Origin of the sequence: Longimicrobium sp., assembly GCF_036399935.1 — a bacterium.
Taxonomy (GTDB): Bacteria; Gemmatimonadota; Gemmatimonadetes; order Longimicrobiales; family Longimicrobiaceae; genus Longimicrobium.
The window spans coordinates 1-23,558 of the sequence record NZ_DASWMD010000058.1 but is presented as its reverse complement, the minus strand read 5'-3'; the positions used below and the strand labels follow the sequence as shown (position 1 = coordinate 23,558).

Below are 23,558 nucleotides of genomic sequence, written 5' to 3'. Positions count from 1 at the left end.
GGACGTGGGCCTGGAGTTCCTATCACTGACTCCGGCGCCGGCGGAAAGGTTGCGCTCCCGGTGCCCGCGGCGCCAGCCCCGTTGTACAGCGCCCTCCGCACGATGTATTCTCATCGCGTCAGCCTTGCGTCCCATCCCGTTCGGCACCGCCATGATCACCGATCACGACATCGCCTTTCCCACGCTCACCGCGGCGCAGATCGATGCGCTGCGGCCCCGCGGAACGCTGCGGTACGTCAGCGCCGGAGAAACGCTGTGGGAAGAGGGTGCGCGCGGGATGGCGTTCTTCGTGGTGCTCGAGGGCGAGATGGAGATCGTGGACCCCTCGGGCGACGAGGTGCGCCGCATCACCGTGCACCGCCCCGGCGAGTTCAGCGGCGACGTCGACATGCTTTCCGGCCGCAGCAGCCTGGTGCGCGCGCAGATGCTGGGGCCGGGCCAGGTGCTGGAGCTCGATTCCGACGGGCTGCGCCGGGTGATCCGCGAGATCCCCGAAATCAGCGAGGTGCTGCTTCGCGCCTTCCTCATGCGCCGGCAGCTGCTGCTGAGCGACGGCTACCGGGGGATGCAGATCATCGGCTCGCGCTTCTCCCCCCAGGCGCACGCCATCCGCGAGTTCTGCAGCCGCAACAACATCCCGTTCACCTGGGTAGACGTGGAGCAGGACCCGCTCGCCGAGGAGCTGCTCTGCCGCTTTCACGTGCTGCCGGAGCAGACGCCCATCGTGGTGGGGCGGGGCGGCGAGCTGCTGGCCAACCCCAGCATCCCGGAGCTGGCGCACTACATGGGGCTCGAGGCGCACGTGGCCGAGGGCGAGGTGTTCGACCTGCTCGTGGTCGGCGCCGGGCCCGCCGGGCTGGCGGCCGCCGTGTACGCCGCCTCCGAGGGGCTGCGCGTGCTGACGGTGGAGGGCGAGGGGGTGGGCGGGCAGGCCGGCACCAGTTCGCGCATCGAGAACTACCTGGGCTTTCCCGCGGGCATCTCCGGCCCCGAGCTGGCCCGCAATGCGCTGCTGCAGGCGCAGAAGTTCGGCGCCCGCATTTCCGTCCCCCAATCGGCCGTGCGGCTGGGCAGGCAGGGCGGCCTGCGCCTGGTGACGCTGGACGACGGCTCGCGGCTGGTCACCCGCTGCGTGCTGGTGGCCAGCGGCGCCGAGTACCGCACGCTGGGCATCCCCAACCTGCGCCAGCTGGAGGGCGCGGGCGTGTACTACGCGGCCACGGAGATGGAGGCGCGGCTGTGCGGGGGCGAAGAAGTGGTCATCGTGGGGGGCGGCAACTCCGCGGGGCAGGCGGCCATGTACCTGTCGCGGCACGCCGCCCGGGTGAACGTGGTCATCCGGGGCGACGACCTGGGCAAGGGCATGTCGCGCTACCTGGTAGACCGGGTGGAGCGCACGCCCAACATCACCGTCCACCAGGCCTGCCAGGTTTCCGCCGTGGACGGCGACGGCGCGCTGCGAGAGGTTCGCCTTCGCTACGCCGGGGTGGATGAGGAAAAGGTGATCCCCACCCGCGCCCTGTTCCTGTTCATCGGCGCGCAGCCGCGCACGGCGTGGCTGAGCGGGTGCGTGGAGCTGGACCGCAACGGCTTCGTGCTCACCGGCGAAGAGACGAAGCGCGACGGCCTGTCCGCGGATGCTTGGAAGGAGGCCGCGCGCGCCCCGTACTTCCTGGAAACCAGCCTGCCCGGCGTGTTCGCCGCGGGCGACGTCCGCGCCGGATCGGTCAAGCGCGTGGCCTCGGCCGTGGGCGAGGGCTCCATGGCCATCAGCTTCGTGCACGCCCACATCGGCGCGGCCGTCTGACGAAACCGACATTCAGCGAGGGAGACCCTGATGGAGGATACGTGCACGCACCTGAACGCCGTGCAGGACGTAAAGCCGCGGACGCCGGGCGGCTGCGAGGAGTGCCTGCAGTCCGGCTCGGGATGGGTTCACCTGCGCCTGTGCCGCACCTGCGGACACGTGGGCTGCTGCGACTCGTCGCCCAACCGCCACGCCACCAGGCACTTCCACGAAACGCAGCACCCCATCGTCACCTCCGCCGAGCCGGGCGAGGACTGGTCGTGGTGCTTCGTCGACCGCGTGCCGGTCGAGGTCTGAGATGAGGAGCCGCGGATGAAGATCCTGCTGACCGGCGGCACGGGCGGGCTGGGGCGCGAGGTCGTGCGCGCGGCGGAGGCGGCCGGGCACACGGTGCGCGTCGGCAGCCGCGGCGCGCGTCCCGCGGACCTGCCCGCCGGGCGCGAGTGGGCGCGCATGGACATGGAGTCGGGCGAAGGCCTGCGGGAGGCGCTGGTCGCGGCAAACGTCGTCATCCACGCCGCGAGCGATCCCAAGCGCCACGTGGCGGTGGACGTGGAGGGCACCCGCCGGCTGGTCGAGGCCGCGCGCGAGGCGGGGACCGGCCACTTCGTCTACGTGTCCATCGTGGGCATCGACCAGATGCCGTTCGCCTACTATCGCTCCAAGCTGCAGGCGGAGCGGATGGTCGTTGATGGTGGCGTGCCGTACTCCATCCTCCGCGCCACGCAGTTCCACTCGCTGATCGACGGCATGCTGGCCGGCATGGCGCGCGTGCCGCTGGTGATGCCCGTGCCCACGACGTTCCACGTGCAGAGCGTGGATACGGGCGAGACGGCGGACCGGCTCGTGCGCGCGTTGCGGGATGGGCCCCGCGGGCGGCTGCCGGACTTCGGCGGGCCGCGCGTGCAGACGTTCGGCGAGATGGCGCCAGCGTGGAAGGCGGCGCGCGGGGTCAGCAAGCCCACCGTTCACCTGCCGCTCCCAGGCGCCCTGGCCGCGTCCATCCGGGCGGGGAAGGGAACGCTGGTGGATGGCGAGCGGGGGACGGTGACCTGGGAGGAGTGGCTGCGCGGGTCGATCAGCCGAGGCTGAGTCAGGGGAGGGAACGATGAACGGCCCCGGCTTGCACCGGGGCCGTTCGTCGTCGATCGACGGTTCGCGTCAGCCGCGGGCGAACGGCGACTCGTCGAAGCGGGCCAGGAGGTCGGCCGGGTCGGCGTAGACGGCGACCGCCTCGTGCAGCTCTTCGGCGCTCCATCCGCCGCAGGTAAGCGCCACGCAGCGCACGCCGGCCCGCTTGGCCGCGGTCACGTCGTACGGCGTGTCGCCCAGCATCACCGCTTCGCCGGGCGGGCACCCGGCGGCTTCCACGGCCGCCTCGATGATGTCGGGATCGGGCTTAGAGTGCTCCGCGTCGCTGGACGAGGTCTTTTCCTCGATCAGGTCCGCAATCCCCGCCTGCTTCAGCAGCCCGCCCATGTCCTTCTTGCTGGCCGAGGTGGCCACGACGATGGTCAGCCCCGCGTCGCGCATCCGCTGGATCAGCTCCCTGGCCTGCGGAAACGGCTTGAGCGTGGGGAGAAAGCGCTCGCGGAAGAGCTCGCCGCGCCGCTCCTTGATCTCCGCCCCCGTCCCCTCCTCGTCCGAAAGCCCGGTGAGCTCCGGCAGCACCTTGTCGCCCCCCATGCCGATCATTCGGCGCACGCGGCCGAACTCCACCTCGTAGCCGAACTCGGCGCAGACGTCCACCCACGCCTGCGCGTGTGCGTCGTTGCTGTCGATCAGGGTGCCGTCCACGTCCAGCAGGGCCGCGCGAGGCTTCATTCCTTGTCTCCGTCCAATTTTTTCAGCGGGCCGATGGCAGGTCCCGTCAGCACCTCGCCCAGCGGTGCGAAGCGCGAGCCATGGCAGGGACAGTCCCAGCTGCTTTCCGCGCCGTTCCAGCGGACGATGCAGCCCAGGTGCGTGCACACGGCCGACATCTCGTGCACACCGCCCTGCTCATCGCGGTAGCACGCCACCTTGTGCAGCCCGCGCTGGATGACGGCGCCCTGCCCGGGCGCGATCTCCGCCTCGGACTTCGCGTCGCCGCCGACGGGGGCATGGCGGGTCATCTGCAGCGCCACGTCCACGTTCTCGTGCACGAACTCCATCACGGAGTCCTTCGAGATCGTCTTGCGCTTGGGATCGTACAGCGTTTCCCACGCGTTGGGCCGGCCCAGGACAAGATCGGCGTTCAGCATTCCGCCCACGGTGCCGTGCGTCATCCCCTGGCCGGAGTCGCCGGTGGTGATGTACACGTTCTGGCGCCCGCCCGGGTCTCGCCCGATGAAGCCCATGTAGTCCGCCGGCTCCATCACCATTCCGCTCCACCGCAGCTCGAACGACTGCGCCATGGGGAACCGCTCGCGCGTCCACGCCTCCAGGTTGCCCCAGTGCTCGTCGTGCGTGTCGTCCTCGTGCGCCTGCTTGTGGTCTTCGCCGCCCACGATCAGCCACTCGTGGGCCGGGTCTCCCTCGGCCGGTGCCAGGCGAACGTAGTGGTAGGCCTCCAGCGTGTCCCAGTACAGCCCGCGGGCGATGGAGCCGGCGGGCACGCGGGCCGCCACCACGTAGGTGCGGTAGGGCGCCTGCTTGCTGTGCGGGGCAAAGCGGTCGTGGATCGGCGGGTTGGTGCACACCACCGCCGCGCCCGCCGTCACGCTGAACCCCGCGCCCGACACGGTGACGCGGTCGCCGCCCTCCACGCCGGTGACGTGGGTGCCGGTGTGGATGCGCCCGCCCAGCCGCTCCGTGGCGTCGGCCAGGCCAGACAGGTACTTCAGCGCGTTGAACTGGCCCAGGTTGGGGAATTTCAGCGCCGGGCCGCTGTCGAACGGCACGCCGGGAATGCGCTCGACGATCTCCGGCGCGGCGCCGGCGCGGCGGGCGGCGTCGCGCTCCTTTTCGAAGAAGTCCACCGACTTGCTGGGGTCCAGGAAGTAGTAGCCTTCCACGCGCTCGTAGTCGCAGTCGATGCCCTCGGCGGCCACGATGGCGCCGATCTGCTCGATGGCGGCCTGGTGGCTCTGGAAGGCGATGCGGCTGCCCTGCTCGCCGTGCACGCCTTCCAGCACGTGAAAGTAGTCGTCCATGGCGCTGGAAAGGTGGGCCGTGGTCTGCCCCGTTTCGCCCGCGCCCACGGCATCCTTCTCCAGCACGATCACCCGCCGCCCCGCCTTGGCCAGCAGGTAGGCCGTGGTCATTCCCGCGATCCCCGCGCCGATCACGCACACGTCCGCTTCCGCGTCGCCGTGCAGGGGCGCGGTCGTGCGCTGCGCCCGCGTGACCTCCCACACCGACACCGACTGTTCCGTCGATTCCATCCCGCTCCTCCTCGTACGATAGGACGCACCTGGGCCGCCTCCGTCCGTGGTTCCGGCGGCGGGAGCGAGGCGTTGTGCAATCATCGTACGACGCTGACGAGGGGTCTCACACAGGGGGCACGAAGGCCACTGCGGAAGGGAGAAGCGCGTGGAGGGTGACGGCGGGTCCGCGGCGCGTCGTCCGGCGATTCCAGGTGCATCCGGGCACCGAAGAGAAGCGGCGGCACGCCCTGGGCGCGCCGCCGCTCTCTCGTTTGCTGCCCGCGGAGGAGGCGATCAGCTTTCTTCGTTCTCTTCTTCGTTCTCTTCGCCCTCGTCCTCGCCCATCTCTTCCAGTGCCTCGCCCATGGCCTCGAACTCCTCCTGGTGCTCGCGGTAGAACTGGACGTTCTGCTTGAGCACTGAGTTCTCCATCTGCGCCAGCGCGTTTTCGCCGCCCATCTCCAGCATCGCGGCCGTGATCATCGTCTGGATCATCGAGAACATGAACGTCACGTACTCGCGGCTGGTCAATCCGGCGCCGCTGATGGCGCTCTTCACCCGCGGCTCGCTGTCGAAGGCGGCGGCGATCTGATCGAGGTCCACGTCGTCTTCGTCCAGGTTCTCGAACCGTTCGGCGATCTGGAGGTCCTCATCCTCCAACTCATGCAGTGCCTGCGTCGCCGTGACGAACTTCTGCATCCCCGCCGTCGTCAGGCGGTAGTTGGAAACTTCCTCGGTGAACAGCTTTTCGAACTGCGCGGCGGCGGACGAGACGTCGGCGGCCACGGCGGCCAGCGAAAGGCCGGCGACGGCCAGCACGCGCGAAAACACGCGGCGGAAGGAACGCGTAAGGGTCGGCATCGGGGCTCCTGCGGAAAGGTGTGAGCGGGCGTGGTCAGGGGAGGTGGGACGGGATCAAAACTAAACACCCGGCGCCGCCCCGTCCACCAGCATGTTTCGGTGTACGGGGGGAGCCCGGGAAAAGTTACAGCGACGGACGTACTGGCCGAATCGTTCGCCGCGCGCGAGAGTATTATCCAACGTGCGTCCGGCCGGTCGGATGCACTCGATGAACCTTCCTGTCACGGCCCGAGCATGAGACCCGTCTCCGTCCGCACCCTCGCCGCGAGCGCGGCGCTCCTGGCGCTCTCCGGCACCAGCGCCTGCGCGCAGGCCGGTGATCCGCGCACGCGACCGTATCCCGCGGCGCTCTGCCCCACCTGCGCCGCGTGGAACGAGCCCCACGCACCGGTGAAGATCCACGGGAACACCTACTACGTCGGCACGAACGGACTCTCCGCCATCCTGGTGACCTCACCCGATGGCCACGTGCTCATCGACGGGGCGCTCCCGAACTCCGCGCCGCTGATCCTGGACAACATCCGTGCGCTGGGCTTCGACGTTCGCGACGTGCGGCTCATCCTGAACTCGCACGTGCACTACGACCACGCGGGCGGGCTGGCGGCGCTGCAGGCGGCGTCGGGTGCGCAGGTGGCGGCGAGCGTCGCCAGCGCGGGCGTCCTGGAAAACGGCACGTCGGAGGTGGGCGATCCCCAGCACGGCGAGCTGCTGGACTTTCCGCCCGTGAGGAACGTACGGCGCTTCGCGGATGGCGAAACTCTCCGCGTAGGGCCGCTCGCCCTTACCGCGCACCTGACGCCAGGGCACACGCAGGGCGGCACCACGTGGACGTGGAAGTCGTGCGAGGGCGCAGCCTGCGTGGACGTGGTCTACGCCGACAGCCATTCCCCGATCTCCGCGGACGGCTTCCGCTTCACGGACAGCCCCGCCTATCCCGGCGCCGTGGCCGACTTCGAGCGCGGCTTCCGCACGCTGGAGGCGCTTTCGTGCGACATCCTCATCACCCCGCATCCCAGCGGCTCCGCGCTGTTCGAGCGTCTCGATGGACGCCAGCCGCTGGTGGACCGGAACGCCTGCAAGCGGTACGCGGCCGCGGGGCGCGAGCGGCTGCAGGGCCGGCTGCAAACCGAGCGGACATCGCGCTGAACTCGGCCCGGGAACCGTGCAAGACGGGGAGCAGGCCCCGTGGCCTGCTCCCCCGCACGAAGGCCCGGATCAACCCTCGGCCGTTGCTCTGGATGACAGATTTGCACTCGGCTTGAGCATGGTGCGATCGACCCAGAAAGCAGCACTCGACTGGGACGAGAGGCCGGGGTGCGCCCCATCATCGCAGCCACACGACAGCAGGCGAGTCCACGAAGGTGGACATCGTGTGGTCATTGCAGCGAATTCATTCCCCGGAGAGGCTTGGGCCGGACCCCCAGGCGAGGACCAGGACCGAGGCCCAGGGTTCCGTGTCGCTGCCGCGCACGGGCGAAGTGGCTCCCGCGGTAAGATCGGGCGAGCGTCAGGAGAACTTCCGCTGGCGGTGCCGGGACTGCAAGAAGCAGTTCACGGTCCGGACCGGCACGATTTATGGAGGATAGCCCTATTCCGCTCCGCGTGTGGGCGTTCGTGACGTGGCAGGCCGCGAGCAACAAGAAAGGTGTGGCGGCGAAGCTGATTGAGCGCCAGACGGGGGTGAGCTACAAGACGGCCCGCTTCATGATGCACTGTATCCGGCATGGTGGACACCAGCGGCAAGCCGCTCTCCGGCACTGTGGAGGTGGACGAAAGTTTCATCGGGGGCAAGCCGCGCAAGATGGGCAAGCAGGCCCGCGAGGCGATCATCGCCCGTGGTGAGGATCTTCCCCGCCCGGCGCGGCCGGAGCCGTAACCACCACGTTCCCGTTCTCGTCGCGGTGGAGCGCAGCACTGGCCGCGCCCGCACTCAGGTTGTCGCGGACGTGACTGCCGCCAACCTGAAAAGACGCGCTCCGCGAGATGGTGTGCCGTAACGCCACGCTGCACAACGAGTACATTGCGTACAAGGCGGTGGCGCGCGCCTTCGGCGGGCACGAGACGGTCAACCACAGCGCCAAGGAGTTCGCGCGTGGGGAAGTGACCACCAACCGTGCGGAGAGCTTCTTTGCCCGATTCGAGCGCGGCATCTTCGGCGTGTGGCACCGCCTCTCGCGCCCGCACCTGCACAGGTACGCCACGCACATGGAGTGGCTGCACAACCAGCGGCACATGACGGACGGCGTGCGCACGGCGGAATTGATCCGGTGGATGGAGGGGAAGCGCCTCACCCGCAAGGCGGCTGTGGTGCCCCGGATGGTCTGAACGTGGGGAGAACGGCAACCGGGGTCAGGCCTCTACAAAGGCCCGGCCCCGGCGATATAAATTTGTACAGGCCCTACTCCCCTGCCGCCTCTTGCTTCCTGCCTTGGTGCTTCCCGGCAAAATAGCCGCCCGTCCCGCCACTCAAAAGGAAGATCAGGGCCTTCAAGACTTCTTGAGCGAAGGCGTCCTTACCCGTGTGCAGCAGGTATACGAGAAACGTTATCACCACCGCAGCAGCGAAGCCCAAGAAGTACAGCCGGTCACGACGCCCCCGCTTCTGCTCCTCGCGGATCTCGTGGCGGTCCTTAACTTGAGCGTCTAACGCCTTTTCTGCGAAGCGGTGTCCGGCGTCGGTTTCCTTAGCCCGGAGTGCGATTTCCTCGCTTCGGATCGCGAGTTCTTTCGCTTGGTTCTCTACCAGCTGTTGCACTAACGCCGGCGACAGCTGCACCGGCTGCGTCGGCGTTAGTGCGTCGTTGTCTTGGTTCGGCTGCGGGCTGGGGCGGGCGGGGAGGTTCTTAGGTCTAGCCATCGTTTACTTACCCGAGTCTGCCCCCGAGCCGGTATCGGTAGATCGGCGTTTTGTACTCAACGACAATCTGACCGAACCCCGGACGCCCCAGCGACGGCCCCCGAATTCCGACCGATTGGATCAGCCCACGATCCTTTTCATGGATCCGCAAATACTCCTCCGGCGAGACCTCTTCGGAGGTAACGGGCACCATCTCAAGCTCTTTGGTGCTCATCTTTCTATCTCTCGGTCTCTCGGCTCTAACTTGCGTCGGCGTACAATCATTGTACGCCGTCGGCGCAACCTTACCCCGATGGGGTCTATAATGTGCCGCGCCACCGCTGAGTACGCAAGAGTGGTGCGCAGTCCTAAGTTGTATACACCAGACTTCAAGTTGTATTCAACCTCACGCGCGTTCTTTACTTTCCCGTATTATCTAAACAGAGACTGCCCTTCGCCGCAACCGTTGTGTTAGAAGTGACGAACAGGTCGGACCTATTTGCACGTTGCAAATAGGTCCGCAAAAAGCGGGGCGACTCACGTCGCCCCGCTTGTCCAGCAGCCGTCCGTCGGTTTACGTGCGCGGCTTGGGGCGGGCACGGAGCTTCGACGCACTCACGCGAGGCTTACGCACCGCGGCACCAGCACCAGCCGCAGGCGGGCGCCGACGCGGCGCGGTGGACCGCTTGCCACCGAACGGCCCGCCACGGCTGCACACCTCGCACCAGACAAACACGCGCTTGCCGTAGGTGCGGGCGTAGTGGATGACACCGTTCCGGTCCCGGAACCACGGGCGGAAGGTGAGGGGATGGCCGCAGGAGCGGCACAGCGCGGGCTTGGCCCGCTTGATCGGGATGGGCACAATACACCTCAGGGTGCGAGTTGCGGCGCACGGCCGAAACTTGATTCCGCAACCTCAGGGTGTTACCATAGGGGTGCTTACTGTCCCTATGTGCTCACGCCTTCGGTGTTGGGCACAAGACCGGGAGGGCCGACGCCAGTTGGTTTTCCCCGGTTTTAGCTTTCCGAAACGGTCGAGTCCGCGTTGGCGCGCGGGTCCTCGGCCGTTTCGTCGTTCATGTTCAAAAGATTTTCCTGTTCAGCCATCACGTCCGTCTGCAGCAGCGCGTACCGCGCGGGCTCGGGCTTCGCCAACGGCGGATTGTGCCCGCCCTTGATGTGCTGGTTCAACACGGCGGAAACGGTTTCCCGCAGTTTGGAGAGACGCTTCTTTAGGTCGCTGGTGTCACCCGTGTAGGGATAGCCCTCACTCAGCAGTGTCGCGGCGATGTCACCCGACGACACCACGCGGTCGGGGGTGCGGCCGAGAATCTGGATGGCGGCGCTACGGATCGATGTATCCTTCGCCCATCGCGCTGCCCCATTTTCGACCTGCGGCTCTGCGGCTGGCTCGGGCTCCGGTTGGGCGACCGACGCAGGTGCGGGGGGCGGCGCATCGGGTGTGACGTAGCGCCGCACGCCTCGGATCAACATCTCCAACTCGTCCACCTGGGGCTGCGCCTCAGCAAGCGCCCGCCGTGCCGCTTCCAGGCGAACGCGTGCGCGTTCAAGGTCGTCCTCCATCCTGCGGAGCAGATCGGAGTCGGTCACGGCGGGGCCGTCCTCTCTTTGTGGGGGGTCTTCGGCCGGACACGAGCCGGATGCAGCACCCTACAAAGATAGCGCACTCTCTCCGCCGCACAACCCGGTTGTCGGGTCGGACGATGAAACTTCCGACTTCGGTTCTCCGGTGGCTGACTTGGGTGTTCTCCGGCTACTCTGCGCACTTGTTGTAAGTACGTGATATATGGCACTTTGGGCGCGGCTGAAAGTACACGCTATGAACACTCTCCTCACTTCGACACCTGGGATGAGGACCGGGATTTCGCAAAAATTGTTGACTCTGTCGCCACGAGTGCACATCGTTAGGCCCGACTCCCACCGCGAAGGTGTGCCATCATGGCAGAAAAAGCCGAACCAAGCCCGAAGACGCGAGGCGCCGCGCCGGACGTACTGAAGATCGACGTACCGTTTGAGGAAGCGATCCGGCGGCTCGTACCTACGCCCGTGCCCCCGGAAGGCTTGCCCGCTCCCCGCATCCGCGAGCGGCGAAGCCCAAAGGGGAAGTAGCCCCCTCCCGATGCTTACTTGTGCGTCTAGACTGCTGGGACACAAACGAGAGCGGGCCGGGTCTTAGTGGACCCGGCCCGCTCTGTTGCGTGGGCTCTGGACGGCGGGGAGTCTTTTGGGAGGAATCCCCAACCTCAGCTTACCGTTAGTTGTATGGATCGTTTGCCCACGCGCCGCACCGCCCCGTTCCATTGGTTCGAGTCCAAGCCATGAACCGTCCGGGCGGTCAGTATGAGAAACGCTTCAAGCACACACCTCCTTGATGGGGTGCACCTGGCGGCGGCGGAAGTGCCTCCGTCCCGCATCCATACGCAGGTGCCGCGCGTAGGTTTCAACCGAGCCAGCCGGGCACGTCCCGCCCCATGGCCTTGTAGCCCTCACGGATCGCATCCAGCACGGCACGCCGGGTTGCGGATAGCTGGGGTTCGGTCATGTCGGCCAGCAGCACGGATAGCGCCGCCTGCACCGTCTCCGCGTCCAACTCGCCCAACTTCGCCGCATCCCGCACGTACCACTCGGTTAGCTTGCGAAGCGTGCCCGCGCGCGGCTCGCCCCCTTCCAAGAAGTATTTCAGCCCCTGGTCACTGAGGCCGGAGCCCCGCGCGACTGAGCGCACGGACGTAGCCGCCGCTGCCCGCCGCACAGCGTCGCGGATGGCGTTGACGGGCATAGTGCGTTCAGGCGGCGTCATACGAGCGCCGCCCCGCACCCGCACGCCAGCGGGTGCGAGAATTGCGAGAATGGGTTAGAGGTACACTGGACAGGCTACGCCCAGACCTCACCCGCCGCAAGGGGAACACGGCCTATGATGAACGCGAAAGAGGCGGTTGTCGCGATGGACTATGCGATAGGGTACGCGCTGATGCGTGCGCTCTTTCGCACCGAACTGCAGACCGTCCCCGCGCCTGTGCTGGCGCGCACCTTGGGCGTGCCGGTGGACGACTTGACGGCGTTCATGGGTGGCGGGGAGCCGGGCGGGGCGCTGTGGGACGCGGGGCACAGGTACGCGGAGGGACGCGAGCCGCCAGAGATGGAACCCGTGGACATAGCCTTGAACCTGCTGGCCGACACCTTCCCGCTTGCGGAACGGGTGCGCGTCAGGAAGGCGCTCGCGGACGTGCTGGTGCCCGCGTTGGCCGGTCTGCGGTGCGAGGTGGCGCCGTGAGCGTAAACCGGGACGCGTGGAAGGGCGTCCGCGTGGAGGACATGCGGGAGTGGTTCGCGGAATGCGCCGAAGCTGAGTCTATCCGCGCCGTCGCTGAACGGGCCGGGGTGCAGCACTCTACCTTGCATAGTTTCTTGCGCGGGTCCATGCCGCACCCGCGTATCCGGATGCGGCTTGCCGCACTGTACCTGAAAGGCTCCGGGGCCGGGCGCGCGGTGCGTTCGTCGGGTGTGGAGCCGCCCCCGTGGACGGGGCGGCGGATGATCCGGCTATATCCGGTTTCGTCAAGTACACAATTCCGAATTCATTCGCCCGGGGAGGCTTGGGCCGAACCCCCAGGCGAGGACCAGGACCGAGGCCCAGGGTTCCGTGTCGCTGCCGCGCCCGGGCACAGTCGCTCCCGCGGCAAGATCCCACGGCCCTGCATGGTATGCGCTGCGGGCCAGTTCAGTGCGCCCGGGCCTCTGGATGACGGATTGCGCTCGGTCTCTGGATGACCCATCGCAGCCGCGGGTCAGACTCCGAGGAACGAGCCGATCGCGAAGAACCGTGCCGGCCCGCCGCCGTCGCTGATCCGCCAGTAGTGGCCCACGGTGATTCCCAGGATCAGCCCCGCGCTGACCTCCGGCCCGAGGTACGTCTGGCCCGGCTCGATGTCGGCGTGAGGGTCCCACGTGCGGATGAGGCTCGCCTGCGCACGATACGACCCCCCGAGGCTTACGGATGACATGCCCACGGACAGCCGCATGCCATCCTGCCCCACCTCGCCGATGATCGATGGCCCCTGGATGAAGTCGGGGCCGCGCGGGGCGATGATGACACCGGTGTAGGCGGAGGCGCCGAGCGGGGCCCCGTAGCGAAGGCCGAGGGCGGCCAGTTGCGCCGTCCGTCCGCGTGGCGCCGGTTCCGGCGCATCCTCTTCCGCATCCTGCGCGTGGAGCGGCGCGGCACCAAGGGCGAAGACGAGGACGAGTGCCCAGCGGAAACGAGTCATGCGTGCGGTGCGGTTGATGGTGAACGGGCGCTGGCGTGCGGCGGCGGGGCGAGCTTCTGCCGGAAGGTAGGCGATGCTCTCCGTCTCCTGCAAGGAATTCGGGCCATCGACCCCGGCCGCCGGCGCCGAAACCCGCCGCCTGAGAGTTGACGTAATCAGGTCCGCACGTTTAGGTTCCAAACATCTGATGTGCCGTCGCCGGACACGCCGCCTCGTCGGCGGCGATCTGCAGCCCTCCCGGGCGGCCGCCCCTCCCGTTCGAAACTCCGAAGCCCGTTCCTCCGTTGAACTTGGGGAAGCCGCCACGCGGCTTCGCCAAACGCCGAACGAACGCGGACCGCAACCACCGTGAACGAGTTCCTGCAGACCGCCCTCGGCTTTCCCACCATCGTCTACAGCATGCTGCTGGCCGTCATCACCCTGTACTGGGTGCTCGCGGTCACCGGCCTGGCCGACGGCGATTCCGTCGACGCGCTGGTGGGCGACGGACACGCGACTGACGCGGGCGCCGCGGCGGCGATGCTCTCGAAGCTGGGGCTGGGCGGCGTGCCCTTCACGGTGGTGGCCACCACGCTGGTGTTCACCGCGTGGCTGGGCGCGTACTTCGTTCACTTGCTGGTGCTGGGCGGCCTGCCGGAAGGCGTGCGGACGCTGGCCGGCATCGGCACGATGGTGGGCGTGCTCGTCCCCGCCGTGGCCGTGACCTCCCTCGCGCTGCGCCCGGTGCGCCGCGCGCTCGCGAAGATGCGCCCCGTCGAACGCTCGCTGGTGGGGACGTCGGCGGTGGTCGTCACCCCCACGCTGTCCGCGGACTACGGGCAGGCGTCGGTGGACGACGGCGGCGCCGGGCTGATCCTGCAGGTGCGCCACGACGGCCCCAACCCGCTCCAGCGCGGCGACCGCATCGTGCTCATCGAGTACATCGAGTCGCAGAACGCCTATCGCGTGGTATCGGAGCAGCAGTTCCTTGGCCGGTAAGCAATCCAACCCTTCAGAAAGGTCCAGCAGATGAGCGCGTCCCTCCTTCTCCCCTTCGCCCTCGGCGTCGGCATCCTGCTGTTGATGCTGCTGGGCACCTTCGCCCTGTTCAAGGCCTTCTACATGAAGGTGGAACAGGGAACGGCGCTCATCATCAACGACATGAGCTCGCAGCCCAAGGTGCGCTTCACCGGCAGCCTGATCATTCCCGTGCTGTACAAGGCCGAGCTGATGCGGGTGAGCCTGATCACCCTGCAGGTGGACCGGCGCGGCAAGGAAGGGCTGATCTGCAAGGACAACATGCGGGCCGACATCACCGTCGCCTTCTACCTGCGCGTCAACGAAACGCAGGCCGACGTGCTGCGCGTGGCCAAGGCCATCGGCGCCAGCCGCGCGTCGGACCGCGAGGCGGTGGACGAGCTGTTCAACGCCAAGTTCAGCGAGGCGCTGAAGACGGTGGGCAAGAAGTTCGAGTTCACCGAGCTGTTCGAGAAGCGCCAGGAGTTCCGCGACGCCATCGTCAAGGTCATCGGCAACGACCTGAACGGCTACGTGCTCGAGGACGTAGCCATCGACTACCTGGAGCAGACGCCCAAGCACCTGCTGGACCACAACAACATCCTGGACGCCGAAGGCATCCGGAAGATCACCGAGCGCACCGCCACGCAGAACGTGGTGACCAACGAGCTGGAGCAGAACGAAAAGCTCGCCATCACCAAGAAGAACGTCGAGGCCCGCGAGGCCACCCTGGCCCTGGAGCGCCAGCAGGCCGAGGCCGAGGCGCGCCAGAAGCGCGAGATCGAGACGATCCAGGCGCGCGAGACCGCCGAAACCACCCGCGTGCGCGAGGAACAGCGCCTGATCGCCGAGCAGGCGCGGCTGGAGTCCGACGAAAAGATCCGCATCCGCGAGCAGAACGTGCAGCGCGAGGTGGAAGTCGCCGAGCAGAACCGCCAGCGCGCCGTCGCCATCGAGGTGGAGCGCGTGGCCCGGGCCCGCGCCCTGGAAGAGGTGACGACCGACCGCGAGGTGCAGCTGCAGGGCGTGGAGCGCGACAAGGTGGTCGAGGTGGGCAAGAAGGACGTCGCGAACATCACCCGCGAGCGCATCGCCATCGACAAGACGGTGACGGTCGAGGAAGAGCGCATCAAGGAAGTGCGCGTGGTTTCCGAGGCCGAGCGCGACAAGCAGGCGCGCGTGCTGGGCGCCGAGGCCGCCGCGCAGGAAGCCGCCGTCCGCGCCGTCAAGGACGCCGAGGCCTCCGAGGCCGCCGCCCGCCACCGCGCGCTGGAGCTGACGACCATGGCGCAGGCCCGGCTGGACGCCGCGTCGCGCGACGCCGACGCCAAGCGCCTGATGGCGGAGGCCCTCAAGGTCGAGATGGCCGCCCCCGGCCTGGCCGAGGCCGCCGTGCGCGAGGCCGAGGCGACCGCGATCGAAAAGGTGGGCTCCGCCGAGGCGCGGGTGATGGAGGCCAAGGCCGACGCGTCCTACAAGCAGGGCGCCGCCGAGGCGCGCGTGCTGGGCGAGCGGATGGGCGCCGAGGCGGACGGCGAGACGCGGCTGGGGCAGGCCCGGGCGTCCGCCGTGGAGTCGGTGGGGCTGGCCGAGGCCACGGTCACGGCCCGCAAGCTCACCGCCGAAGCCGAGGGGCTGACCAAGAAGTTCGAGGCCATCGACGGGCTGAGCGACCGTGCGCGCACGCACGAGGAGTTCCGCATGACGCTGGAAGCGCACTTCGACCAGGCCATGGCCGCCATCGCGGCGGGCAAGGACGTCAGCAAGGAGAACGCGGAGGTCATCGCCTCGGCGCTGCGCAACGCCAACATCGACCTCGTGGGCGGCGACGGCGGCATGTTCGAGTCGCTCTCCAAGGCGCTGACGCTGGGCAAGTCCATCGAGGGCTTCGCGGGCAAGAGCCCCATCGTGCAGGACCTGATGGAGCGCTTCCTGGGCGTGTCGCGCCCCGAGCCCCGCGAGCGGCTGAGCGTGCCCATCACCCCCGAGGTGTTCGACCAGGTGGTGGCGCCCAAGGCCGAGCCCGTAGGCTGATAGGCCTCGCGACCGAGCGTGGTGCAGTTCTCCCCCTCTCCCGCTTGCGGGAGAGGGGGCCGGGGGGAGAGGGCAGCCGGGGCATGCACGGCCGGTCTCGAATCGCCTCCTCGCTCGCCAGGCTTCCGTGTGGCCGCTGTTCAGCAGGAAGTGCCGGGGACGCATCGGTCCCCGGGTATCCACGTCGCCATCCAGGTAAGCGCAGATGTCCGAGCAGTCCCCGGGCGTGCGGGAGCCCGCCGCCGACTCCGCCGAGACCACCGTGGACCAGGCGGTCGCGGAGGGCGGCGCGTACGAGGTGCTGCGCCGCCGGCTGACCGAGCAGGGCACCCGGCTGCGCGACATCGCCGGCGCGCTCAACGAGCAGCGGCTGGCCGAGTTCGGCGACAGCCGGCTGGAGGTGATCGGACGCCTTCGCATCCACACCGAAAACAACTGCATCGGCCGCGACATCGTTCCCGTCGGCGGCCTGCTGCTGTTCGGCTACAACGTCTTCCTGGGGCTGAAGACCACCACCCGCGTGGAAGACGTCTTCGGCCTCTACCGCCTGGTGGAGGGCGCGGACGGGTTCGACGTGGAGGGCGTGGCGCTGGCCGGCAGCTTCCTGGGCGACCCGGCCTTCGTCCGCGACTTCGACGAGCTGTACGCCTACTACAAGAACGCGCGGCTGCTGCAGCTGGACGTGGCCGGCGGCAAGCTGCTGGCGGCGTTCCAGATCGGCGAGCGCAGCACCGACGTGCGCGTCTTCCGCTGGGCCGTCTCGCCCGGCGGCGACGTCACCTACCTGGATGCCCGCGGCGACCGCGACCTCACGTTCCCGCCGCCGTTCGACTTCGAGTGGACGCGCGCGGGGCGCGAGCACACCGTCACCGGGCGCTTTCCCCACCTGAACGTGCTCGACACGCTGTTCGTGGAAACCACGGGCGGCGACCTGACCATCAAGGTCGAGAACAACACCGAGTCGGGTCAGGGCATCCACAGCGAGCTGGTGGATGAAAAGACGCAGTCGCTGGACGACGCCACCTTCGACTTCGCCCGCGTGGGATCGCTGGTGCTGCTGAAGGTGCTGCCGTACCGCGAAACCACGTGGCGCGGCTTCGTCTACAACACCATCAGCGGGCGCATCGACCGGGTAGACGCCATCGTGCAGGCGTGCGTGCAGCTGCCCGAGGACCACGGGATCATCTTCCCGGGCGGCTACTACCTTCAGAACGGCGAGCACAAGGCGTTCGACGCGCGGATGGACGGCATGCGCTTCCAGCGCGCCATCCGCTCGCCCAACGGCGAAGACGTCATGTACGTCTTCTACGAGCACGAGGCGGGCAAGTCGGCGCTCTTCGTCTACAACCTCATCCAGCGCAAGCTGCAGAACCCGCTGTTCGGCCACGGCCATGCCGTGCTGGGCGACGGGCGCATGGTGCTGTTCCACGCCGAGGGCGAAGAGCCCACGCGCGTGCACCCCATGCAGATCTGGCAGTCGCCCTTCGTCTCCGACGAGCACGCCGCCGCCCGTCCCCCGGGTGCCACCTTCATGGGCCGCCTGGGTAATGCCGAGCTGGTGCGGGGCATCTCCAGCCTGTTCGAGCTGGCGCGCGAGATCGAGAGCCCGGAAGTGTCGGTGCAGCGCTACCGTCTGCTCACCCGCAACACCCGCCGCCTGTTCGACGCGCACCACTGGCTGGACGCCGCCGACAGCCGGGGCGCGGGCGCCGTGCTCCACGAGATCGCCGCCACCAGCGAGTCGGTGCTCGACGAGTTCGAAAAGGTGGAGGGCATCCGCCGCCAGTCCGAGGCGGCGATGGCGCAGGCGCGCGACGAGCACGCGGCCCTCCTCGCCCGGCTGGTTCCGGAGGACTGGAAGCAGGTGCAGGAGTTCGTCGACGCGCTGAACGAGATCACCCGCCAGCGCGGGCGCCTGCTCACCATCCGCGAGCTGCGCTACGTCGACACGGCCGCCATCGATGCGATGGGCGCCGAGCTGCAGGCCCAGCACGAGCGCGTCGGCGCGGCCACGGGCGAGTTCCTGGCCGGCGACAAGGCGCTGGCGCCCTTCTCCGAGCGCCTGGCGGTGCTGGATGCCGATGCGCAGAAGGCCGAGACGGCCAAGGGGATCGGCGAGGCGGTGGCCGCGCTGGAAGGCATGTCCGCCGACCTCGACATGCTGTCGGAGCTGATGGCGACGCTCAAGGTGGACGACGCCGTGCAGCGCACGCGGGTGGTCGACGCCATCTCCACCATCTACGCGGGGCTCAACCAGGCCCGCGCCCGCGCCGCCCAGCGCCGCAAGACGCTGGGCTCGGCCGAGGCCGTCGCCCAGTTCGGCGCGCAGTTCTCCCTCTTCGGACAGAGCGTGGCCAGCGCGCTGGGGCTGGCGACGGACCCCGAGAAGGCGGACGAACAGCTCTCGCGGCTGATGGTGCAGCTGGAGGAGATCGAGAGCCAGTTCGGCGAGCACGAGCAGTTCCTGGGCGACATCCTGGCCAAGCGCGAGGAGCTGCTGGAGACCTTCGACGCGCACCGCCAGGCGCTGCTGGACGATCGCCAGCGCAAGGCGCAGTCGGTGCTCGAGGCGGCCAACCGCATCGTCGCGGGGCTGGGTCGCCGCACCGAGAAGTTCGCCACGCCCGACGAGCTGAACGCCTTCTTCGCGGGCGACCCGCTGATCCTGAAGGTGCGCGAGCTGGCCGAGCGGCTACGCGCGCTGAAGGACCCGGTGAAGGCCGACGACGTCGAGGCGCGCGTCAAGAGCGCCCGCGACGGCGCCGTTCGCGCGCTGCGCGACCGCACCGACCTGTTCGAGGGCGGCGGCAACGTCATCAAGCTGGGCCGCCACCGCTTCAGCGTCAGCACGCAGCCACTGGATCTCACCATCCTGCCGCGTGGGGACGAGCTGGCGGTGCACCTGACGGGCACCGACTTCATGGAGCCCATCCACAGCGAAGAGCTGGCGGCGCTCCGCGACTACTGGCAGGTGTCGCTGGAGTCGGAATCCCCCACGCTCTACCGCGGCGAGTACCTGGCCGGCGAGGTGCTGGCCGCCGCCCAGGCCGGCGCGGAGGGGCTTTCGATGGAGCTGCTGCGCAAGCACGCCGCGGAGGGCGACGCGCTGGGCAAGACGGTGGTCGATTTCGCCGCCCCACGCTACCGCGACGGCTACCAGCGCGGCATCCACGACCACGACGCCACGCTGATCCTGCGCACGGCCCTGGCCCAGCTGGAGGCCGCGGGCGAGCTGGTGCACGCCCCCGAGCCCCGCGCGCTCGCCGCGCTCTTCTGGGCGGCCGCGCAGGGAGACGAGGATGCGCGGGAGTGGAAGGCGGGCGTCGCCAGCGCCAAGGCGATGCAGGGCCTGTTCGGCACCCGGTCCGCCGCGGACGCGCTCCGCGGCCAGATCGCGAACCGCCTTCGCGCCTTCGCCGAGGCCAATGCCCTGCCGTTCAGCGCCGCCGTGGCCGCAGATTCCGCATCGTACCTGTTCGACGAGCTGGCCGGCGGGCACGAGGGGCTGATCCTTTCGCTCCCCGCCCGCGAGTTGACGGACGCGCTCCTGTCGCGCCTGGGCGAAGCCGATCTCCGCACGGCCTTCGGGCAGATGCTCGAGCAGCTGCAGGACCGCCCGGCCGCTCGGTACGAGCACGTCATCCACTGGCTGCAGGCGCTGTGCACCGACGCCGCCCTCGCCCCGATCGCGCGCTACGTCCCGGAGGCGGCGGCGCTCATCCTTACCCGCAACCAGCTGCAGCGCCGGCCCAATCACGCGCAGCCGCTGGCCACGGTCGAAGGGCTGCTGGGCGAGCATCCGCGCATCGACGGGGGCCGGCTGACGCTGGCGATTGACGAGTTCCTGGGCCGCCTGCGCGACCATCGCGACCGCTTTCTCCCGGGCTACCGCCGCTACCAGGCCATCCGCCAGGAGATCGCCACGCGAGAGCGCGATGCGCTGCGCCTGGGCGAGCTGCGGGCACGCCCGCTGACGTCGTTCGTGCGCAACAAGCTCATCAACGACACGTACCTGCCCATCATCGGCGACAACCTGGCCAAGCAGATCGGCACGGTGGGTGAGGGCAAGCGCAGCGACCTGATGGGCCTGCTGATGATGATCTCGCCCCCGGGGTACGGAAAGACCACGCTGATGGAGTACGTGGCGCACCGGCTGGGGCTGGTCTTCGTCAAGGTGAACGGCCCCGCGCTGGGCCACGAGGTGCGCTCGCTGGACCCGGCGCAGGCGCCCGACGCCACCTCGCGGCAGGAGCTGGAAAAGCTGGGGCTGGCGCTGGAGATGGGGAACAACGTGATGCTGTACGTCGACGACATCCAGCACACGCACCCCGAGTTCCTGCAGAAGTTCATCTCCCTCTGCGACGGCACGCGGCGCATCGAGGGCGTGTGGCGGGGGGGGACGAAGACGTACGACCTGCGCGGCAAGAAGTTCTGCGTGGTGATGGCGGGCAACCCGTACACCGAGTCGGGCGAAGTCTTCAAGATCCCCGACATGCTCGCCAACCGCGCCGACATCTACAACCTGGGCGACGTGCTCGGGGGGATGGAAGACGCGTTCACGCTCAGCTACATCGAGAACTCGCTGACCTCCAACCCGGTGCTGGCGCCGCTCGCCACCCGCGAGATGGCGGACCTGTACCTGTTCGCCGACCGCGCGAAGGGGCTCGACGTTTCCACCAACGGGCTCAGCCATGCCTACGGCGCGGCGGAGATCAACGAGATTGTCGAAACGCTCAAGCGCATCATGAAGGCGCGCGACGTGGTGTACCGCGTCAACCAGCAGTACATCGCCAGCGCCGCCCAGGCAGACCGGTACCGCACCGAGCCGGCGTTCAAGCTGCAGGGCAGCTACCGCAACATGAACAAGCTGGCGGAGAAGATTTCGCCGGTGATGAACGACGCCGAGCTGCAGCAGCTGATCTCCGACCACTACCAGGGCGAGGCGCAGCTGCTCACCACGGGTGCGGAAGAGAACCTGCTGAAGCTCAAGGAGCTGCGCGGCGTGCTCACCCCGGACGAAGCCGCGCGCTGGGAGCAGATCAAGCGCGACTTCCTGCGCAACAAGGCGATGGGAAGCGACGACGCCGACGTGGGCGGCCGCGTGGTCGCCCAGCTGGCCGACATTGCGGGCGGATTGCAAGCGCTGGGTGCAGCCGCGTCAGCCCCGGCGCCCGCCGCGGAACCGCCGCCCGCGCCGGAGCCGGTCCGCCTGCCGGACGAGCTCCCTGACGTGATCCGCGCCGCGATCGCGCCGCTGGTCGAGGCGATCCACGCCAGCCAGCAGGTGATCCGCGTCGGCCAGGCGCAGCAGAGCCAGGCCGCCGAAGCCATGCTGCGGGTGATCTCCGCCGTCCGCGCGCAGCCGGTCACCGTCGTGCAGCCGGTCGCCGCCGCGGCATCGACCGTCGCCGCCGAGGACCCGGTCCCCGCCGCCGAGCCGGCCGCTGTCACAGAGCCGGTCCCCGTGGCCGCGGGTGAGCAGGGCGACGCGACGGCGGCCGAGGAGTCGCGCATGGAGGAAGCGCTGCAGAACCTGCCCATCGTAGGTGATGGAAAACCGCTCCGGATCTGGCCGCTGCCAAAGAAGCAGAGCTAGCCCAGAACGAACTCGAGAGGGCCCAGGGATCATCCCCGGGCCCTCTTTCGTTGCCGGAATCAGAGAAGCAGGGTCTCCACCCGGTGCGCGTGGACGGTGTCCTGCCCCGGCGGCCGGTAGAACACCGTGAAGCGGCCGTCCTGCGACGCCACGAGGGCCAGGGCATCCGGCTGGTCCCGGACGAACTGGGCCGCGGACAGGTGGCGCGTTCCCCCCAGCTCCGACACCTCGACCACGGCCGGGCGCGCGCCCACCACCGGCTCCATCACCACCACGCGCTCCACGGGCGCGCTCCCCCGCGACCGCGCGATCTTGGCACCGAACGCCAGCAGCTCGTAGCGGTCGTCGACGATGGTGGCGCCGTCCACCGCGGTAAGCCCGGCCACCTGGTCCACCGCCCGGCGCACCGCGTCCATCCATTCCGCGCGGTCCTCCTCGTCCGGCTCCATCGCCGCCAGCGACGACAGCCCCGTGAACGCCGGCTCGGCCGGGTAGTTGATCGGGTGGACGATGGACCTGCGCCACTCATCTGAATCTCGCGGCACGATCAGCAGCGACCCGCCGTGTCCGTGCGTGCGCATGGAGAGCGCCAGCTGCACCACCACGTTCACCGAGTCCGTCCACGACCGCGTGGACGCGAACGCCAGCAGCGGCGACGTGTGGAGCATCCCCGCGGGCAGGTCGCCCCCGCGCTCATCCACCATCTTCACCTGGTCGCCGTGCAGCACGGCCACGTTGGCGAACTTGCCATCTTCCCGGGCGCGGCGCCGCTTGATGACGAGAAGCCCGGGCTGCACCACCTCCAGCACGAAGCAGGCGGGGGGGATGGACCGCGTGGTGCCCCAGACGCACAGCTCGCCGCCGTGCTCCCACACACCCAGGTGAATGCCCGGGCGCTCCACCGCCGGCGCCAGCCTGGACAGCAGGCCGGGCTCCAGCGGAAACGGCCGCGCGAACCGCAGCGGGTGCCCCGCCTGCTCCGGGGGAACCCACGCGAGCGAAATCTTGGGCGAGCGCCCTTCTTCCTGGCGCAGGCTGGCCCAGAACCCGGTCGTGGCGATCTGCTCGATGGTCTGCCGGTCCGGCGCGGGCGCAATCTCCGCGAATCCCGGCATCGCTGCCCGGCACTGGGCGAAGTACTGCTCCACCGCGCCGGCTACGATGCGCGCCGCCGGATACGTGTCTCCCGTCATTCTCCCCGTTGCCTGGATGCTCCCGGCTGTCCGCCCGTCCACGCGGATGACAGTACGCGCCCCCGCCGCCGCCGTCCAGCACAGCCGCCGAACGAGGGGGTTGACTCGATGGGAACGGCCGTTTATACTTGGCGCCCCCTTCGGAACCACCTGTCAGCACGAGCGGCCGGAAAGGCTTCGGAGCGGGGTTGACGGGGGTTGGAGAGGCTGATATGTTGTAGGGCTGTCGCCGGAAACGGCGTCGGGTCGGCCGAGGGGAAGGAATTCGGAAAAATCTCCCTTGACCAAGCGCCGGAAGTCGAGTAGATTCAAGGCGTTGCAAGAACATCCGGGCGGACGAAAGACGAAAAGTCATCGCCGCCTACCCCTTGACCGAGAGGTTCGAGGGTGGTAGATTGAAGGACTGAACGCGGCGGCCGGGTGAAACTGGCCGGGTGCGAATTGAGAAGCGGGCCATTGGCTCGCGCGATGTTTTGAAAACCTGGGTCTTGGGAGTGCTTTTGTAACGAGCGCCCCGTGGTGGTGTCAGTCGAGGGCAACACGTCCTTCGCGTCCACAGTAAAAAACACGGGACAAGAACGTGAAATTCCGAACGGAAG

At 68.6% G+C, this 23,558-nt stretch carries 19 protein-coding genes; 10 read left to right on the top strand and 9 right to left on the bottom strand.

Going from position 1 to position 23,558, the window contains the following annotated elements:
* The first annotated feature begins 151 nt into the window (after positions 1-151).
* The 3 genes from VGB24_RS17755 to VGB24_RS17745 are packed head-to-tail and all read left to right on the top strand — an operon-like array spanning position 152 to position 2,899.
* Positions 152-1,807: an FAD-dependent oxidoreductase gene (locus VGB24_RS17755; RefSeq protein ID WP_331074286.1), complete on the top strand. Its 1,656-nt coding sequence runs from the start codon at positions 152-154 to the stop codon at positions 1,805-1,807.
* 30 nt (positions 1,808-1,837) lie between these two features.
* Complete coding sequence (locus VGB24_RS17750) at positions 1,838-2,104, top strand: UBP-type zinc finger domain-containing protein (protein WP_331074285.1); 267 nt, start codon at positions 1,838-1,840, stop codon at positions 2,102-2,104.
* Positions 2,105-2,119: 15 nt separating this feature from the next.
* Positions 2,120-2,899 carry an SDR family oxidoreductase gene (locus VGB24_RS17745; RefSeq protein WP_331074284.1) on the top strand — a complete coding sequence of 260 codons (780 nt, stop codon included), beginning with the start codon at positions 2,120-2,122 and terminating at the stop codon, positions 2,897-2,899.
* Between the two features lie 69 nt (positions 2,900-2,968).
* Here the strand turns inward: VGB24_RS17745 and VGB24_RS17740 are convergent, their stop codons facing one another.
* From VGB24_RS17740 to VGB24_RS17730, 3 genes are all read right to left on the bottom strand, one after another.
* Positions 2,969-3,631, bottom strand: coding sequence for an HAD family hydrolase (locus tag VGB24_RS17740; RefSeq protein WP_331074283.1), 663 nt, complete (start codon positions 3,629-3,631; stop codon positions 2,969-2,971).
* Entirely contained in the window at positions 3,628-5,172 is a 1,545-nt protein-coding gene (locus VGB24_RS17735; RefSeq protein ID WP_331074282.1) for an FAD-dependent oxidoreductase, read from the bottom strand. The genes VGB24_RS17740 and VGB24_RS17735 overlap by 4 nt, the downstream gene beginning before the upstream one ends.
* Positions 5,173-5,448: 276 nt before the next feature.
* Positions 5,449-6,015, bottom strand: a complete 567-nt coding sequence (locus VGB24_RS17730) for a hypothetical protein (RefSeq protein WP_331074281.1) — start codon at positions 6,013-6,015, stop codon at positions 5,449-5,451.
* A 234-nt stretch (positions 6,016-6,249) separates the two neighbouring features.
* Here VGB24_RS17730 and bla point away from each other — a divergent pair, with 234 nt between their 5' ends.
* The 3 genes from bla (at position 6,250) to VGB24_RS17715 (ending at position 8,340) form a co-directional block, all read left to right on the top strand.
* The gene (gene bla, locus VGB24_RS17725; RefSeq protein WP_331074280.1) at positions 6,250-7,161 is read left to right on the top strand and encodes a subclass B3 metallo-beta-lactamase; all 912 of its coding nucleotides are present in this window, start codon (positions 6,250-6,252) and stop codon (positions 7,159-7,161) included.
* Positions 7,162-7,738: 577 nt separating this feature from the next.
* Complete coding sequence (locus VGB24_RS25375) at positions 7,739-7,891, top strand: hypothetical protein (protein ID WP_349263938.1); 153 nt, start codon at positions 7,739-7,741, stop codon at positions 7,889-7,891.
* Between the two features lie 107 nt (positions 7,892-7,998).
* Positions 7,999-8,340 carry a transposase gene (locus VGB24_RS17715; protein WP_331074279.1) on the top strand — a complete coding sequence of 114 codons (342 nt, stop codon included), beginning with the start codon at positions 7,999-8,001 and terminating at the stop codon, positions 8,338-8,340.
* Positions 8,341-8,413: 73 nt separating this feature from the next.
* Here the strand turns inward: VGB24_RS17715 and VGB24_RS17710 are convergent, their stop codons facing one another.
* The 4 genes from VGB24_RS17710 to VGB24_RS17695 form a co-directional block, all read right to left on the bottom strand.
* Positions 8,414-8,791 carry a hypothetical protein gene (locus VGB24_RS17710; protein ID WP_331074278.1) on the bottom strand — a complete coding sequence of 126 codons (378 nt, stop codon included), beginning with the start codon at positions 8,789-8,791 and terminating at the stop codon, positions 8,414-8,416.
* Between the two features lie 88 nt (positions 8,792-8,879).
* Positions 8,880-9,086: a hypothetical protein gene (locus tag VGB24_RS17705; protein WP_331074277.1), complete on the bottom strand. Its 207-nt coding sequence runs from the start codon at positions 9,084-9,086 to the stop codon at positions 8,880-8,882.
* A gap of 782 nt (positions 9,087-9,868) precedes the next feature.
* A complete protein-coding gene (locus VGB24_RS17700) occupies positions 9,869-10,462 on the bottom strand; it encodes a hypothetical protein (RefSeq protein ID WP_331074276.1) in 594 nt (197 codons plus the stop codon).
* An 850-nt stretch (positions 10,463-11,312) separates the two neighbouring features.
* The gene (locus VGB24_RS17695) at positions 11,313-11,651 is read right to left on the bottom strand and encodes a hypothetical protein (protein WP_331074275.1); all 339 of its coding nucleotides are present in this window, start codon (positions 11,649-11,651) and stop codon (positions 11,313-11,315) included.
* 135 nt (positions 11,652-11,786) lie between these two features.
* Here VGB24_RS17695 and VGB24_RS17690 point away from each other — a divergent pair, with 135 nt between their 5' ends.
* Positions 11,787-12,146, top strand: a complete 360-nt coding sequence (locus VGB24_RS17690; RefSeq protein ID WP_331074274.1) for a hypothetical protein — start codon at positions 11,787-11,789, stop codon at positions 12,144-12,146.
* Positions 12,147-12,660: 514 nt separating this feature from the next.
* On the opposite strand, the gene VGB24_RS17685 is transcribed toward VGB24_RS17690, so the two are convergent.
* On the bottom strand, positions 12,661-13,140 hold the full coding sequence (locus VGB24_RS17685; protein ID WP_331074273.1) for a hypothetical protein: 480 nt from the start codon (positions 13,138-13,140) through the stop codon (positions 12,661-12,663).
* Positions 13,141-13,488: 348 nt separating this feature from the next.
* Here VGB24_RS17685 and VGB24_RS17680 point away from each other — a divergent pair, with 348 nt between their 5' ends.
* From VGB24_RS17680 to VGB24_RS17670, 3 genes are all read left to right on the top strand, one after another.
* A complete protein-coding gene (locus VGB24_RS17680; RefSeq protein WP_331074272.1) occupies positions 13,489-14,118 on the top strand; it encodes a hypothetical protein in 630 nt (209 codons plus the stop codon).
* A 30-nt stretch (positions 14,119-14,148) separates the two neighbouring features.
* Positions 14,149-16,170, top strand: a complete 2,022-nt coding sequence (locus tag VGB24_RS17675; protein ID WP_331074271.1) for a hypothetical protein — start codon at positions 14,149-14,151, stop codon at positions 16,168-16,170.
* Positions 16,171-16,375: 205 nt separating this feature from the next.
* Positions 16,376-21,766, top strand: a complete 5,391-nt coding sequence (locus tag VGB24_RS17670; RefSeq protein WP_331074270.1) for a DNA repair ATPase — start codon at positions 16,376-16,378, stop codon at positions 21,764-21,766.
* Positions 21,767-21,825: 59 nt separating this feature from the next.
* Here VGB24_RS17670 and VGB24_RS17665 read toward each other — a convergent pair whose 3' ends face one another.
* Positions 21,826-22,959 (bottom strand): putative sensor domain DACNV-containing protein, encoded by a 1,134-nt coding sequence (locus tag VGB24_RS17665; protein ID WP_331074269.1) that lies wholly within the window; start codon positions 22,957-22,959, stop codon positions 21,826-21,828.
* Positions 22,960-23,558: the final 599 nt, after the last annotated feature.

Excerpts from the sequence above, each read along its gene's own strand:
- VGB24_RS17670 (WP_331074270.1), top strand. The coding sequence starts at position 16,376 with ATGTCCGAGCAGTCCCCGGGCGTGCGGGAGCCCGCCGCCGACTCCGCC.
- VGB24_RS17755 (WP_331074286.1), top strand. The coding sequence starts at position 152 with ATGATCACCGATCACGACATCGCCTTTCCCACGCTCACCGCGGCGCAG.
- VGB24_RS17745 (WP_331074284.1), top strand. The coding sequence starts at position 2,120 with ATGAAGATCCTGCTGACCGGCGGCACGGGCGGGCTGGGGCGCGAGGTC.
- VGB24_RS17665 (WP_331074269.1), bottom strand. The coding sequence starts at position 22,959 with ATGACGGGAGACACGTATCCGGCGGCGCGCATCGTAGCCGGCGCGGTG.
- VGB24_RS17685 (WP_331074273.1), bottom strand. The coding sequence starts at position 13,140 with ATGACTCGTTTCCGCTGGGCACTCGTCCTCGTCTTCGCCCTTGGTGCC.
- VGB24_RS17750 (WP_331074285.1), top strand. The coding sequence starts at position 1,838 with ATGGAGGATACGTGCACGCACCTGAACGCCGTGCAGGACGTAAAGCCG.
- VGB24_RS17730 (WP_331074281.1), bottom strand. The coding sequence starts at position 6,015 with ATGCCGACCCTTACGCGTTCCTTCCGCCGCGTGTTTTCGCGCGTGCTG.
- VGB24_RS17715 (WP_331074279.1), top strand. The coding sequence starts at position 7,999 with ATGGTGTGCCGTAACGCCACGCTGCACAACGAGTACATTGCGTACAAG.
- VGB24_RS17695 (WP_331074275.1), bottom strand. The coding sequence starts at position 11,651 with ATGCCCGTCAACGCCATCCGCGACGCTGTGCGGCGGGCAGCGGCGGCT.
- VGB24_RS25375 (WP_349263938.1), top strand. The coding sequence starts at position 7,739 with ATGGTGGACACCAGCGGCAAGCCGCTCTCCGGCACTGTGGAGGTGGAC.
- bla (WP_331074280.1), top strand. The coding sequence starts at position 6,250 with ATGAGACCCGTCTCCGTCCGCACCCTCGCCGCGAGCGCGGCGCTCCTG.
- VGB24_RS17690 (WP_331074274.1), top strand. The coding sequence starts at position 11,787 with ATGATGAACGCGAAAGAGGCGGTTGTCGCGATGGACTATGCGATAGGG.
- VGB24_RS17705 (WP_331074277.1), bottom strand. The coding sequence starts at position 9,086 with ATGAGCACCAAAGAGCTTGAGATGGTGCCCGTTACCTCCGAAGAGGTC.
- VGB24_RS17675 (WP_331074271.1), top strand. The coding sequence starts at position 14,149 with ATGAGCGCGTCCCTCCTTCTCCCCTTCGCCCTCGGCGTCGGCATCCTG.
- VGB24_RS17735 (WP_331074282.1), bottom strand. The coding sequence starts at position 5,172 with ATGGAATCGACGGAACAGTCGGTGTCGGTGTGGGAGGTCACGCGGGCG.
- VGB24_RS17740 (WP_331074283.1), bottom strand. The coding sequence starts at position 3,631 with ATGAAGCCTCGCGCGGCCCTGCTGGACGTGGACGGCACCCTGATCGAC.